General features: G+C 54.9%; 14 protein-coding genes and 2 pseudogenes. 1 reads left to right on the top strand and 15 read right to left on the bottom strand.

Annotation, left to right across the window (positions count from 1 at the left end):
* Positions 1-27: 27 nt before the first annotated feature.
* The 3 genes from PYL13_RS06970 to PYL13_RS06980 all read right to left on the bottom strand — a co-directional run bounded on the left by PYL13_RS06970 (position 28) and on the right by PYL13_RS06980 (position 3036).
* On the bottom strand, positions 28-2019 hold the full coding sequence (locus tag PYL13_RS06970) for a bifunctional 2',3'-cyclic-nucleotide 2'-phosphodiesterase/3'-nucleotidase (RefSeq protein ID WP_259145328.1): 1992 nt from the start codon (positions 2017-2019) through the stop codon (positions 28-30).
* Between the two features lie 129 nt (positions 2020-2148).
* Positions 2149-2484: a PilZ domain-containing protein gene (locus tag PYL13_RS06975; protein WP_192487509.1), complete on the bottom strand. Its 336-nt coding sequence runs from the start codon at positions 2482-2484 to the stop codon at positions 2149-2151.
* Between the two features lie 84 nt (positions 2485-2568).
* The gene (locus tag PYL13_RS06980; protein ID WP_275640836.1) at positions 2569-3036 is read right to left on the bottom strand and encodes a DUF1203 domain-containing protein; all 468 of its coding nucleotides are present in this window, start codon (positions 3034-3036) and stop codon (positions 2569-2571) included.
* Positions 3037-3193: 157 nt separating this feature from the next.
* On the opposite strand from PYL13_RS06980, the gene PYL13_RS06985 reads away from it, so the two are divergent.
* Entirely contained in the window at positions 3194-4093 is a 900-nt protein-coding gene (locus PYL13_RS06985; RefSeq protein ID WP_259145322.1) for a DUF4344 domain-containing metallopeptidase, read from the top strand.
* A gap of 57 nt (positions 4094-4150) precedes the next feature.
* Here the strand turns inward: PYL13_RS06985 and PYL13_RS06990 are convergent, their stop codons facing one another.
* The 12 genes and pseudogenes from PYL13_RS06990 to PYL13_RS07040 all read right to left on the bottom strand — a co-directional run bounded on the left by PYL13_RS06990 (position 4151) and on the right by PYL13_RS07040 (position 13106).
* A complete protein-coding gene (locus tag PYL13_RS06990; RefSeq protein ID WP_250982889.1) occupies positions 4151-4702 on the bottom strand; it encodes an OmpA family protein in 552 nt (183 codons plus the stop codon).
* 120 nt (positions 4703-4822) lie between these two features.
* On the bottom strand, positions 4823-6244 hold the full coding sequence (sseA, locus tag PYL13_RS06995; RefSeq protein WP_275640837.1) for a 3-mercaptopyruvate sulfurtransferase: 1422 nt from the start codon (positions 6242-6244) through the stop codon (positions 4823-4825).
* A gap of 19 nt (positions 6245-6263) precedes the next feature.
* Positions 6264-7001, bottom strand: a complete 738-nt coding sequence (locus PYL13_RS07000; protein ID WP_259145316.1) for an alanyl-tRNA editing protein — start codon at positions 6999-7001, stop codon at positions 6264-6266.
* 12 nt (positions 7002-7013) lie between these two features.
* Entirely contained in the window at positions 7014-8051 is a 1038-nt protein-coding gene (locus PYL13_RS07005; protein WP_192487515.1) for a cysteine synthase A, read from the bottom strand.
* A 164-nt stretch (positions 8052-8215) separates the two neighbouring features.
* Positions 8216-8530 (bottom strand): annotated as a pseudogene (locus PYL13_RS26940) (flagellin); the annotation flags it as partial.
* 999 nt (positions 8531-9529) lie between these two features.
* Positions 9530-9925, bottom strand: a pseudogene (locus PYL13_RS26945) (flagellin N-terminal helical domain-containing protein); the annotation flags it as partial.
* Positions 9926-10398: 473 nt separating this feature from the next.
* Positions 10399-10662: a hypothetical protein gene (locus PYL13_RS07015; protein WP_192487516.1), complete on the bottom strand. Its 264-nt coding sequence runs from the start codon at positions 10660-10662 to the stop codon at positions 10399-10401.
* A 381-nt stretch (positions 10663-11043) separates the two neighbouring features.
* A complete protein-coding gene (locus tag PYL13_RS07020; RefSeq protein WP_250982886.1) occupies positions 11044-11244 on the bottom strand; it encodes a hypothetical protein in 201 nt (66 codons plus the stop codon).
* On the bottom strand, positions 11244-11765 hold the full coding sequence (locus PYL13_RS07025) for a hypothetical protein (protein ID WP_275640839.1): 522 nt from the start codon (positions 11763-11765) through the stop codon (positions 11244-11246). The genes PYL13_RS07020 and PYL13_RS07025 overlap by 1 nt, the downstream gene beginning before the upstream one ends.
* Positions 11765-11950, bottom strand: a complete 186-nt coding sequence (locus tag PYL13_RS07030) for a hypothetical protein (protein ID WP_275640840.1) — start codon at positions 11948-11950, stop codon at positions 11765-11767. The genes PYL13_RS07025 and PYL13_RS07030 overlap by 1 nt, the downstream gene beginning before the upstream one ends.
* Complete coding sequence (locus PYL13_RS07035; RefSeq protein ID WP_275640841.1) at positions 11947-12285, bottom strand: hypothetical protein; 339 nt, start codon at positions 12283-12285, stop codon at positions 11947-11949. The genes PYL13_RS07030 and PYL13_RS07035 overlap by 4 nt, the downstream gene beginning before the upstream one ends.
* On the bottom strand, positions 12285-13106 hold the full coding sequence (locus tag PYL13_RS07040) for an HNH endonuclease (RefSeq protein ID WP_275640842.1): 822 nt from the start codon (positions 13104-13106) through the stop codon (positions 12285-12287). The genes PYL13_RS07035 and PYL13_RS07040 overlap by 1 nt, the downstream gene beginning before the upstream one ends.
* Positions 13107-13119: the final 13 nt, after the last annotated feature.

Here is a 13119-nt window from a genome sequence, read left to right on the forward strand (position 1 = left end):
CTCTTTTGTTTTATGCACTCACCTTAATCAGAGGATCAGGCGGAACTTCGCAAAACCTTCTGCGCCGTCGCCGGCTTCTTCGATCTTTGCGCCTTTCACGTGGTCCGCATACTGACGGCCCTTAGGGCCGGTTTCGAACGTTGCGGTGGTGTTGGCAACAGGCGCAAACGACCAGTTGGCATCAGCCTCAGGGTTGATTGTTCCCTGGTCAACGATGTAACGCACGATCACATCGCGGTTGGTATCCGGTGCCTCGAAGATGATCTTGTCTGTGGCGATGTCAGGGAACTTGCCGCCGCCGCTGGCGCGGTAGTTGTTGGTCGCAACCACGAACTTCTGCTCGGGATCGATGGGCTTGCCGTTGAACTGCAGGTTGACGATACGATTGCTTTCAGGCGTTACCGCCTTGCCATCCTTGTCGTATTTTGCGGGTTTCGAGACATCGATCTGGTAGGTCACGCCGTCAATGACGTCGTAATTATAGGACGGGAATTCCGGGTTGAGCAGCGGAGCGTCCTTGGAGCCCACTTCAACCGTGTTGAACATGCCCGCAGACATTTCCAGCCAGTTCTTGACCTGCGCACCGGTAATCAGCACGGCCTGCACCGTATTAGGATAGAGGTAGAGATCGGCCACATTTTTGATGGCGATATCACCCGCTGCAACATCCGTATAATATTCTGCACCACCACGACCGCCAGCCTTGAACGGCGCGGCTGCGGAAAGAACCGGATAATCCTTGTATTCCGTCTCTTTCAGCATGTCTTTGATGTACCAGGTCTGCGCATTGGAAACGATCTGCACAGATGGATCATCCGCAACCAGTGCGAAATAGGAGTAGAGCGGAGCAGAGGTCTTGCCAACCGGACGGCGCACATAATCAAGTGTCGCTTCATGGTCGGCTTTTACGGCGTCCAGAACCGCCTGTTTGCTTTCGACATCCGCAACGATCTTGCGTTTGTCATCGCGATGGTAGATCGGGCGCGCTTCCGTTGTGAAGTCGACGATCTTCCATGCCTTGCCGTCTTTTTCAAGCAGCAGGTCGATCAGGCCCAGATGCGAACCCCAGAAGCCGCCCATGACGGTTGGCTTGCCCATCAGCGTTCCCTTGACGGGGTCAACGCCTTCAATGCCGTCCCAGGTCTTGGGGCCGGGAAAGACCAGATGCTGGTGACCGGTGAAGATGGCATCAATGCCTTCAACGCCAGCCAGATAGAGTGACGCATTTTCCATGCGCTCGGTCTGGCCCTTACCGTCAATACCGGAGTGCGACAGCGCGATGATGATGTCGGCGCCTTCTTCCTTCATGGCAGGAACCCAGGCCTTGGCAGCTTCCACGATATCACGGGTCTGCGCCTTGCCTTCAAGGTTCTTGGCATCCCACTGCATGATCTGCGGTGGAACGAAACCGATAATGCCAATCTTGATCGGGCTTTCCTTGCCAGCACCATCCTTGATCTTCTTTTCAAGAATGACATAGGGCTTGAAGAACAGATCATCCTGCTTCGGGTCGCTGGCCAGCTGACCTTTGGTCACGTTGGCACAGACATAAGGGAAATTGGCACCCGCCAGTGTGTTGGACATGTAGTCCAGGCCGTAGTTGAACTCGTGGTTGCCCAGCGTGCCACAATCGTAACCCAGAACATTCATGGCGTTGATGACAGGGTGCTTGTCGCCGGCCTTCATACCACGCTCATAGGCGATAAAGTCGCCAAGCGGATTGCCCTGCAGGAAGTCACCATTGTCGACCAGCATGGAGTTGCCAGCTTCGGCACGGATCGAATCCATGATCGTGGCCGTACGTGCAAGGCCCATCGTGTCATTCGGCTTGTCGGCATAATAGTCATACGGGAACACATGGACGTGAATATCCGTGGTTTCCATAATGCGCAGATGAGCCTGATTACCCTGCGCACGCGCTGCAAACGGGTGCAGCATGACGAGCGCGGAGGAGGCAGCTATACCTCCCAGTAGCGACCTCCGTGTGATGGGATGAAGCGCGAACAGCGACGAAGACATGGGAACTCCTTGATATGATCTTGGGCTGACCTGAAACCAGCCTAAGGCCATTCTCAGATGAGTGCATCAGGAAAATGACGAAACGTCTTTTTCCCGAAATTTTTAAATGTGCATAATGTCTTTGTGCAACTAGCGGGCGAGGGTCGGCTTGACCTCCTGATGGAAGAACCGGAAATAAGACGAAACCTGCGCCAGCGTGTTGGTGGACATTTTTAATTGAACACCCAGCCGGTTCATGTGATGCCACTGTACTTCACCCTCGATGAAACCCAGATCGTCACTCTGGATTTTCACCCGGCTGCCTTTGGATGCCGTAAATGGCCCCTGCAATTCAATGGCGATACCTGTTGCCGACAGGTCGACGACGCGCCCGGCAACGGATTGGTTGAAATAATGCACCGTGGCATAGATGCGGGTTTGCTCGCGCTTTGCACTGCGCGTCTGCATCGTCATGTTACCTGTCATAGTGTCTACCCGACCGAGTTTAAGCTACGGGTATCATTGCAGATAATTCTTACATGCCATTTAGAACGATGCGTAAAATTAAACCTAACCGCGATCTATTCGGCACTGGTAACAATTGTTGCGGGCCGAACGGACATGCACATAGGCAATCTCCGGCCGTTCAAACAGGCTGGCGGCACGTTGTGAAATCTCCGGTGTCGGTGTCACTGCACCGGTGCCGTACACGATGCGGTCATCAGGGCCATAACCGCGCACGATATAGTCAGCACTTTCAAGCATCGGCGGCAAAACCTCGCTTGCCTCGTAGCGAGGGCATGACCGCTCGTGGATAAAGATCGGGCCGGTCTCGGCATAGGGCTGAAGGTCGATAAACGGCCGGTAGGCCAGGAGGAGCATCGCTTCTCCTTCAGCAATTTCACCAAGGCAATGGCGGCAGGGCATGCCGCCTGATGAGACCGAGCGTTCGGCGGGGTTGCCATAGGCATCATTGCGCCCGGCCCGAAATGCATCAGCCTCTTCAGTCGGCATGGCGGTAAACAGAATTGTGTTCATGTCAGTGGCTCCAAATGCGTTGCTGCTTTGTCGCTATGCGCCGCAAAGCAACGCCCGGCCACCCGATTCTTGTGTGTGACCGGGAAAAGCCCATTGTCAGACTCATGTGCTTTGATGCTCTATTTGCGAAACTTTCATGCACGGCCCGGAGCGCCTTATGCCGCACAGTATTTTTGCGTTTTTTATTTCTGCGTTGGTGGCTGTATTTCCCGCATGGAACGTTTCGGCACAGGATAGTCCCGACTTCGAAAAGCTGACGGATCAGCAGATCGAGGAAATGGTACAGTTCGTTGTCGGCAACGGTATCTTTATTCTGTACCACGAAGCCGGCCACATGCTGGTTTCCGAGTTTGACCTGCCTGTGCTGGGTCGAGAGGAAGACGCGGTTGATAACCTGTCATCGATCCTGATGCTGGAGGCTGATGATGACCTGCTCGATCAGGCCATTATCGATGCAGCCGATGGCTGGTTCCTGTCGAGCGAAGCGGCAGCGGACGCAGAAGAGGAACAGGCCTTCTGGGGCGCCCACGGTTTGGACGAACAGCGTGGCTGGGCCATTGCCTGCTCGATGGCCGGCCACGACTACAAGAACTTCAAGGAATTTATTGATTCTCTGGAGTTTCCTGAGGACCGCCGCGAGGAGTGCATCTCGGAATATCCGCAGAAAGTGCGCAGCTGGAATACGCTTCTGAAGCCGCATGAGGCGACAGCCAATGCCAGCACGAAGTTCGAAGTCACCTATGAGCCGATCACCGACCCAAGCCTTGAGTTGTTTCAAACCATCGTCAAGGAATCGAAACTGCTGGAATTGATCGGTAACTCCTTTTCCGGCCTCTATAATATCAAGGACGGTATCAAGTTGACCGCGAAACAATGCGGTCAGGCCAATGCCTTCTGGTCGGCAAAGGACCGCGAGATCACCTTTTGTTATGAGTTCGCCAAGTTCCACGGCGAACTGGTCGCCAATTACTTCTTGAACAATGCCGCTGACGAAACCCAGCCGCAAAGTGAAACCGAAAGCGATGACGCGACTGTTGTTGGTCTCACCAGACAATAAAACAATGCGTCACGCATATGAGGCATGCCCATATGCGTGACGCTCATCCTGATCGGATTAGCGCAGGAATTCGTCGATACGACGCAGCGTAACGCGACGGTTGCGCCACTCTTCAAATTGCGTGTTAACAAGCAGATAGCTTTCGCCATAACCCACGGTTTCCAGCGCCCGTGGCGGTACACGGAATTCCTGCACCAGCAGCCATTTTAGTGATTCTGCGCGACGTTCCGACAGGACCTGGTTGGAAGCCTCAGAACCAACTGCGTCTGTGTGACCCTCAATCAGGAAACGTGCACCGCGACGGCGGCGAAGGATCTGTTCCAGAGCAACGCCGATCTCGCGTACTTTACGATATTCCGAACGGGGAATTTCAGCCGAACCGAAGGCAAAATTGATGGACTGAATGTCGATGGAAGGGGCGCTTCGGCGCAGTTCCGGCCGGCGTTTGAATTCCTGGATGGTCACGCGCTCTTCCGGACGCATGCGGCGCGACGGTGCTGCCTCAAGACGGCGCATGATGGTGCCGGAAGATGGAGTTTCCTGCGCACTGGCAACTGCCGGTACAAACGCTGTGGCAGCAAGTGCAGTCAGGAAAGATCGACGGTTCATGGCTGGTTTCCTTTAACTCGTTATTGTCGCGGGCAAACTGCCACGCACAACCTGAAGGAAACCTGAACCGGCGGTTGCCGCCGGTTCAAACTGATTAATGGTGCAATCCTACGTCAGTGATCAGTTCTGAACGGCGATATTGAGCAGTTCCGCCTCGCTCAACGGCTGAACCCAGGCCTGATAGGTGCCGACAGGCGAGAAGCCCATCATCTGGTAAAGTTGCAGCGCACGCGGGTGGTCGAGCGTGTTTGTGGTAACAGTGACTTTTTTCGGATTGTCCTGCCAGGCGGCATAGAGTGCCTGCAACAGGAACCATTTGCCGATACCAGCGCCAATCGCTTCTTCGAACAGGCCGAAATAGGAAAGCTGGGTCACGTCATCGTCGCGCTTGTATAGCTCGAAGAAACCGGCAGGCGAACCGTTCATATACAGCACGCAGACGCTGTTTTTCGGGTCGCTCAAAACAGCGCCAAGTTCCGCGTCGCTCATGCGCATGCGTTTTTGCCAGTGCCAGCGTTTGCCGACCCGCCAGTACAGGTAGCGGTAAAAATGCAGCGGGATGTTCGGGGCACGCATGATCGCGGTCTGGATGTTGACCGGAACCGCAATGCTGATCTTTGGCGCAGCCGTCATTTCAAGCTGCGTGACATGGGCTTTTAGCGGATCAGTGTCTCGGGGCGCGATCGGCTCGGCAGGGCCGGTGACCACTGGCGTGTCATCAAGGCTACCCCACTGCGACCAGGAGCCATCGAAAAGGCTGTTGGTCTTGTGGCCAAGCGATTCGAGCGCCAGCGTGATAACCGCTGCCGTCACGCCAGAACCACAACTGGTGACAACCGGTTTGGAAAGATCGATGCCGGCTTCCGTCACCATCTTGCGCAGCGTCGCCAGATCCTTGAAGTGACCATTTTCCGAAAACGCCGTGGCAGGCAGGCTGCGGGCGCCCGGCATATGGCCGGAGCGCATGCCAGCACGCGGTTCGGCCTCGTCGCCGGTAAAGCGGCCAGCGCCACGCGCGTCGGCAATCTGCTTGCTGCCGGCGTCGATAACACTACGCATTTCGTCCAGTGACGTGACACGATTTTTCTGGAAGTGCGGGATAAAGCTGACGACTGGCGGTTCTGGCAGGTCGGTTTCAAGCGGCAGGTTTTGCGCTTTCCAGCCGTCGAGGCCACCATCCAGCACGTAAACGCTTTCGGCACCCATCACACGCAGCATCCACCATACACGCGGTGCAGAGAAGAATCCGGGGCCATCGTAAACGACGATCGTATCGGTTTCCTGGATGCCAAGTTTGCCAACCTGCTCGGCAAAATATTCCGGCGATGGCAGGGAATGCGGCAGGCCAGTGGTGTGATCCGCAATCACGTCTTGATCGAAAAACACGGCACCGGGAATATGGCCCTTGGCATATTCGTCGGCACCATTGCGCTTGTGGGCTGGAAGATACCAGGATGCGTCGACGACACGGAACTCAGGTGCCCCAAGCTGTTTGTTCACCCAGTCCGCCGACACGACGAAACGACTTTTTTCGTTGCTCACGATCTAGTCTCCCTGCTGTTCAGGCTGCGGAATCGGGCGCACCGAAACGGATGCGAAAACGCCGGTTTTCCTTGCCCTTCTTTTCTATCTTGGCGATGTGTATCTCACCGACTTCATGTGTCTTGGAGACATGTGTTCCACCGCAGGGCTGGCTGTCAATTGCCGAGTTCTCACCTATGCACACAAGACTGACACGGCCAAGGCCAACGGGTGGGCGCACATTCTTGGATTTGACGATGCCGGGATTGGCCTGCAATTCCTCGTCGGTGATCCACTGCAGGAAAACGGGATGGTCGGCATTGACCAGTTCCATTAGCTTGGCCGATACCTCGTCCTTGTCGATGGTTTCCGACATGTCGAAGTCAACACGCGATTCGTCTTCGCCAACTGCGGCACCAGTAATCGGCCATTGGCAGACAACGGACAGAAGATGACAGGCGGTGTGCATCCGCATCAGCTTGTAGCGGCGCTCCCAGTCCACATGCAGCACGACCTTTTCACCGGGTGCCACACTTTCCTGTCCTTCAAGCGGAACGTGGATAATAATGCTCTTGTCCTGACCGTGTCTGGTTTGCCCAAGCTGAATTCTGGAGCCGTCAGCACGCTCCAGAAAACCGGTGTCGCCAGGTTGACCGCCAGAGGTGGCGTAAAAGCAGGTCTGGTCCAGCTCAATGCCCCCGTCTTCGTGAATGTCTGTTACCGTTGCCTCGCAGGTGGAAAGGTAAAAATCATCACGAAAGAGGGCATTCACTGGCATAGTCTAGGCACCTTATGTGGTTTCATACGGGACAGATATATCGCTTTTCCCTGTGAGCCAGGCCGGAACAGGAAGCCCCTTGGACCGCAGGAATGCGGGATTGTAGAGCTTCGACTGGTAACGGTTACCGTAGTCACACAGAATGGTGACGATTGTATGCCCCGGACCGAGGTCTCGGGCAAGGCGAATTGCACCGGCAATGTTAATGCCGGTTGAACCACCAAGGCATAGGCCTTCCTTGGTGACGAGATCAAACAAAACGGGCAGGGCTTCCGCATCAGAAATTCGGTAGGCGAAATCCGGTGTGAAGTCTTGCAAGTTGGCGGTGATGCGGCCCTGACCGATACCTTCGGTAATGGAGTTACCTTCGGATTTCAGTGTGCCATTTTTGTAATATTCATAAAGTGCCGCACCATCGGGGTCGGCAATGCCGATCTTGATGTCAGGGTTGAAATCACGAAGACCATCGGCAACGCCAGCCAGCGTGCCGCCGGAGCCAACAGCGCAGATAAAGCCATCAACCTTACCATCCGTCTGGTCCCAGATTTCAGGCGCGGTAGTTTCGATATGGGCCTGACGGTTGGCAATGTTGTCGAACTGGTTTGCCCACACGGCGCCGTTCGGATCGGTTTCAGCAAGCTGCTTGGCCAGACGTCCGGACACCTTCACATAATTGTTCGGGTTGGAGTAGGGGGCAGCTGGCACTTCCACCAGTTCCGCACCCAGCAGCTTCAGCGCGTCCTTCTTTTCCTGGCTCTGTGTTTCAGGAATGACGATAACGGTGCGGTATCCAAGCGCTCTGGCAACAAGCGTCAGGCCAATGCCGGTATTGCCGGCCGTGCCCTCAACAATCGTACCACCGGGGCGCAACAGGCCGCGTTTTTCAGCGTCGCGAATAATGTACAGCGCCGCACGGTCCTTGACGGACTGGCCGGGGTTGAGAAACTCCGCCTTGCCAAGAATTTCGCACCCTGTTGCCTCGGATGCAGCATTCAGGCGAATGAGTGGCGTGTTTCCAATGGCAGTCAAAACAGAGGTATGTATCGTCATGGGTCGACCTTCTTTCGGACGCGTATGATTACCGTTGCTTTGAGCGGATTGACCCCTGTTGTGGCAAGAAATTCTGTTTCTGTGAATGCCTCAAACGGGCAAAATTCATCTTATGGGCGAGGTTTTCATCCTGTCGGCTCCATCAGCGGTAGGCGGATCGACGCTTAACGGAACAGTGACAGCAGGCTCTCGCTATTGGAGTTGGAGATGGAGAGAGCCTGTACGGCAAGCTGCTGCTGTGTCTGCCGCGCTTTCAGGCGTGTCGAAGCTTCATTCATGTCGGCATCAACCAGACGGCCAATGCCGCTGTCGATGGAATCGCCAAGTTTGGCGGCAAAATCCAGCTGCAGATCGATGCGCGTTTGAATTGATCCGAGAAGCGAGGCCGCACTGACCACCTTTTTCGTCATGCCTTCGATCACTCTGATATAGCGGTCGAGATCGACCGACGGCATGGTGATGTCCATGTCGACGAGGTTCACATCCGGCGGGTTGCCGATATTGTCCCAGACACCGGAAATCTTCATGGATGAGCGATACCCCATGTCCGGATACATGCTCTGGTCAATGTCGAGTGTGATACGCGAGCCGCTTGAGGTGACGCTGGATATGCCCTTGCCGGTCAGCACATGCTGAAGCACGGTTGCCATATCGGCCGCATTGTTCACTTCGCCTGTCGTGATACCCAGTGCCGTATCGACGTCATCCTTGGTCACCTTTATCATCTGCGGTGTTCCACGGTTCAGTGAAAGGTCGAAATAGAATTCGACATCGGTTTTCATTTGAAAGCTGTCGCCGAAATTGAAACCGAAATCCGCGTATTCGCCGTCGGTAACACCGGTGGGGGCATTCAGACCGAATGCGTAACCGCCCGCCAACGTCGACGTGACATTGCTCATTCTGACCGAAGAGCCGGGCAGACCTTCCATTTCTCCAGAAAAGAAACCGTAGGTTTGCATCACGCCACCGATATTATGAGCCTGTCCGAAGCCACTGCCGCGGCTCGGATCGGAGGGCGGAGGTGAGCTCCATGTCGCTCTTGAAATAACCACCATCCAGTCGCGGACCGTGCCGATATAACCATTGGCGCCTGCACCCAATGCGTCATTGACGGTGCTTCGGTCTATTGTCAGCGTATAGGTCGTTCCGGCTCCAAGCGTGCTGCCATCTGCCGTGTAATCGAATGTTATGACGTCTGCGGCACCAAAGGTGGCGCTGTGCGGAAAGTTGAAATATTGCCAGCCGGACATTTCATAGCTTTCCCAGTCCACATTGCGCAGACCGCCGATATCCCCAATGGCGCGCGAGTCGACTTGCAGCAAGCCGTCACCAGTCGTGTTGAACAAGGTGAGTTTGGACACGTCGACATCGGTTGTTTTTACGCTGACGCCGCCATTGCTGTTTCGGACAAAGGACGAAACGACGGAGTCCATTGACTGGGCTTTGTCAAAGATGTCGTCGAAATCCGTATTCAGCCAGTTCTGGCCGCTGAAGCTCGCCGATTCGGAGACGCTTTTGGCCTGATCGATAAGGTGCGCCAGCTCTTCCTGAACCTTGGTTCGGTCGACGCTGTCTTCTTTTGCCGTGACGAGTTTTGCCTTGAACTGTTTGAGAATGTCGACGGTCGATTCCAGACCCTCATAGGCCGTATCAACCTTGGCTGCCCCAAGGTTCAACGCATCGGTCACGGCGTCAATGGCCATGGTGTCGGAACGCATGGTGGTGGAAATGGACCAGTAAGCCGCATTGTCTGCTGCTGTCTGTACACGAAGGCCGGAACTGACTTGATTTTGCGTTCGGTCCAGATTGGAGCCGATCGTACGCAGGGTCTGAAGCGCAGAAGTCGCTCCAGCGTTCGTGAGAATGCTGGTCATATGTATGCTCTGTTGGGGAATTCAGACGCTCATCATGAGCATGAAAATATAGCCCACATAGAGCCCCAGTTATGGTTAATAGATGGTTTATTACAATTGTCAGAAATAACGATCTGCCGATTTTTCGCGATGGAAAAACAAGGGATTATCGACTGTACGGAGAGTCGCGGGCAGAACGCTGCACTGTCATCTAAAAAATGAAAACAGCAGGAACCAATCAGCACTGACATCGTTATGTCATCGAGCTACGCTAATGGTAGTACCAGTTGACGTCTTTGACCGCGGATGTACCGGCACTGACAGGATCAACGGACGAGAAGGTCGGCACTCCGTGTCCGGCCTTTTTTGTTGGCTTTGCAAGTATGCTTGTTTTCGCCAGGGATCGGGCAGGGCAAGCCCGACCGGGAATATAGGCTGTTTCGTGCTTGCAGGCGGAGATCTCCGCCTGCAAGCACGAAACAGCCTATAGGGGCTTAGTGAACAGACGGCTCTTCTTCGCCATCCAGGAAGCTGCGAATGCCATCCTTTTCACAGGTCGCCAAAAACTCTTCCCAGGCGTCCTTGTCGGTCGCAAACGGCTCGTCCCAGGTCGTGACATCGTCCTGCTCGCTGATGACCTCGAGTGTCCAGTCACCCTGGGTTCCTTCAGGGCGAAAGATATCGACAAGCACGGTTATGCCGTCGTCTTCAAACTCACCGGCAAACTCGGAGTGTTCCATTTTTTGTTTTTTTGTCATTCCGCGATTCTCCGCTTCTGATGTGATGAACCCGCCACTCGGGCCGCTTGCCGCGTCTTACGCTCTGTCGTTGCTGTTTAGCCAGCCAGCGACTCAAACGCAAAAATCGCCTGCCGATAATAATGACAAAGCGTGTCAGTTACCGTTGCAGGATTTTCACAAAAGGAAAATAAGTTTTCCAGAATGCTGATATGAAGGTGAGGTAGTTTTCAGCGATATTGTGTTCTATAAAGAACAACCATTTAAGAGATAAATGGCTCCCCGGGCCGGGGTGGTTTCGAACTCGTGTAGCTTTACGAGTATAAATAAAATCAGTAGCTTGTGTGGATTTTGTTTTCAGAAAAGTTCCTAAAGTAGTCGGTTTTGTACCCAAAAAGTAGTCTATTTGGCTCCTATCAATTTGCGTATTCTGTCTGACTGTGAGCCTTGTTGTTGTGCGGCAACAGCCTGCAGGTATTCGCTTTCGATGCGATCGAGCAGCGGCTGCGCGATCGGTCCCTTAATGTCGACGACCTTCGCAATGAAGATCAACATTTCTTCGAGTCGCTTAAGCGGGACACCCTTCCAGACAAAATCGGCCATCACTGACCTTTCCAACGATAGAACGCCTGCTTAAGGCTGAACCAGCGCTTCGCCGCGTCCTGGTCCTTGTCGAGCTCGGCGCGTGACTGGATGTTGAGAATGTTGCGCACGCGGGTGTTCACCCGTTCGTCGTCGCCAGAGTCGATCAGGTCGTGATGGTCGATCAGGAAGCGACGGAAGTCCTGTCTGCCGCAATGGATCGCGCAGTCCTGCGCCAGCTTGTTGGCTTTCTGTTTTGGCTTCAGCCGCTCGATCTCGTTGAATGATTCCCGCAACAGGAAAAGCAGGGCGCGCATGATCTGTGGCGCGCGCGTCATCAGCCGGCGATCGTCGTAACCGCATTCCGGCTTGATAATGGCGATCGGGAAGATCTCATCGGTGAGCTGGTCACGCAGGCAGATTTCGGCCTGGTGCGTTTCGGCATTATAGGTGTCCTGCCACTCGTCGGACACCAGACCGGCAAGTTGCTTGGCTTCGATGTAGAGCGGTGTTGCTGTCTGTCGGTTCATGATGTCTGTCATCAATTCACCTCGGACTTTGGCCGCATCAGTCCGTCTTTCGGTGAGTGTTCCCGATACTCGGACATGTCGTAGCCGCTGCGCTGGAAATCGAGGATCTGCTTCGCGCGCTCCAGATTGTCTTCGCATCCCCATTCGTCGAGCGCGTCAAGAAAATCAGCAAGGTTTTGTGCGAAAGCGTCGGTCATCGCACCTCTCCGAAGGTCGATGCGTATTCGTTCGCCACTGCCTCGGCTGCTGAATAGCTCCAGTCGTAGCCTCTCGTGCCGTGCTTGACGCCGATGTACTCCCGCAGCCAACGAACCGCCGTGTCGTCATCGACGTCCGGCCAATGCTGCTTAAGGCAGTGCGTTAGACAGAGGTCAAACCATCCTGCTGGGAGTTGCCGATCGGGCTGCGCGCGGAAATTCTCGACGAGCCGTCCGTGCACGATGTTGGGAAGGTCAGCTTCTACCTGCTCAAAGATCGCTTTTCGAACGGCTTTCTCTGCTCGGCGGCGCATCCATGCTCTGAGGCCAAACATCAGTTGGCCTCCCGTCGATCGTTCTTGCGTTTGCGGATCTCGCTGGTTTTCTGGTCGAGGCGGGCAAGCGTCATCAGCGCAGGCTTCAACTCTGCCGGTGCAGTGTCGTAAGCCATGACGCGGGTTGCGCGGCCGCCATTGAGGCGTGGCAAAACTCCGCGGGGTATGGCAATCCAGTTCTCAGGGTCGGTATTGAGCCGGTTGCCGTCGACGCACTTCAGGCACTGGCCCTCTGGTACTGGGCCGTTCGCCAATTCCCAAAGATGAAGGTGCTTAAGCACGTAGCGGCGCTCATATCCGGTATGCGGGTTCTCCTCGTCGACGCTGATCTCGACGTAACCATCTTTGGAAACGCGCTCGTGACCGAGGAATTTCGTATTGTGGGGCAGGTTGCCCTTTCGGAACTGACTGCGCTGCGCATTTGGGTGCCTGCCGCCCTTGCCAGGCGCACACGGCACGCCTTTGTTGTGTGAGATTTGGCCTTTTTGGAATTGCCCGGTTCTGCCGGTTTTCCAGCCGTACCGTTTGCGAAGTTGATGCAGGGCTTTCGCAGACACTTCCCGTCCGAACGCAGCAACAAATTGCGCACGATACTCGCTGATAGGCAGTAGGCGATTTTCTTCCAGCCAAACCATTTCGGCGCTTGTGTACGTGCGCAGTCGCCCTTTGTAGCGTCCGCCATCCCTGCCGACTTTCCATCCCTTGCGTTTACGAAGCTGGTTAAGGTGGACGAGATCCACATCTGCGCGGCCGAATTTCTCGATGAAAGCTTTATGATAATCGCTGATGACCATCCGGAAGTTTTCTTCCAGCCAGGCCATTTCATCCGCGCTG

It is taken from the genome of Agrobacterium sp. Azo12 (assembly GCF_029193765.2).
In the GTDB taxonomy this organism is placed as follows: Bacteria; Pseudomonadota; Alphaproteobacteria; order Rhizobiales; family Rhizobiaceae; genus Agrobacterium.

What these genes read in the sequence shown, in the direction of transcription:
- PYL13_RS06970 (WP_259145328.1), bottom strand. Translation starts at nt 2,019, where the DNA reads ATGTCTTCGTCGCTGTTCGCGCTTCATCCCATCACACGGAGGTCGCTA.
- PYL13_RS06975 (WP_192487509.1), bottom strand. Translation starts at nt 2,484, where the DNA reads ATGACAGGTAACATGACGATGCAGACGCGCAGTGCAAAGCGCGAGCAA.
- PYL13_RS06980 (WP_275640836.1), bottom strand. Translation starts at nt 3,036, where the DNA reads ATGAACACAATTCTGTTTACCGCCATGCCGACTGAAGAGGCTGATGCA.
- PYL13_RS06985 (WP_259145322.1), top strand. Translation starts at nt 3,194, where the DNA reads ATGCCGCACAGTATTTTTGCGTTTTTTATTTCTGCGTTGGTGGCTGTA.
- PYL13_RS06990 (WP_250982889.1), bottom strand. Translation starts at nt 4,702, where the DNA reads ATGAACCGTCGATCTTTCCTGACTGCACTTGCTGCCACAGCGTTTGTA.
- PYL13_RS07000 (WP_259145316.1), bottom strand. Translation starts at nt 7,001, where the DNA reads ATGCCAGTGAATGCCCTCTTTCGTGATGATTTTTACCTTTCCACCTGC.
- PYL13_RS07005 (WP_192487515.1), bottom strand. Translation starts at nt 8,051, where the DNA reads ATGACGATACATACCTCTGTTTTGACTGCCATTGGAAACACGCCACTC.
- PYL13_RS07015 (WP_192487516.1), bottom strand. Translation starts at nt 10,662, where the DNA reads ATGACAAAAAAACAAAAAATGGAACACTCCGAGTTTGCCGGTGAGTTT.
- PYL13_RS07020 (WP_250982886.1), bottom strand. Translation starts at nt 11,244, where the DNA reads ATGGCCGATTTTGTCTGGAAGGGTGTCCCGCTTAAGCGACTCGAAGAA.
- PYL13_RS07025 (WP_275640839.1), bottom strand. Translation starts at nt 11,765, where the DNA reads ATGACAGACATCATGAACCGACAGACAGCAACACCGCTCTACATCGAA.
- PYL13_RS07030 (WP_275640840.1), bottom strand. Translation starts at nt 11,950, where the DNA reads ATGACCGACGCTTTCGCACAAAACCTTGCTGATTTTCTTGACGCGCTC.
- PYL13_RS07035 (WP_275640841.1), bottom strand. Translation starts at nt 12,285, where the DNA reads ATGTTTGGCCTCAGAGCATGGATGCGCCGCCGAGCAGAGAAAGCCGTT.
- PYL13_RS07040 (WP_275640842.1), bottom strand. Translation starts at nt 13,106, where the DNA reads ATGGCCTGGCTGGAAGAAAACTTCCGGATGGTCATCAGCGATTATCAT.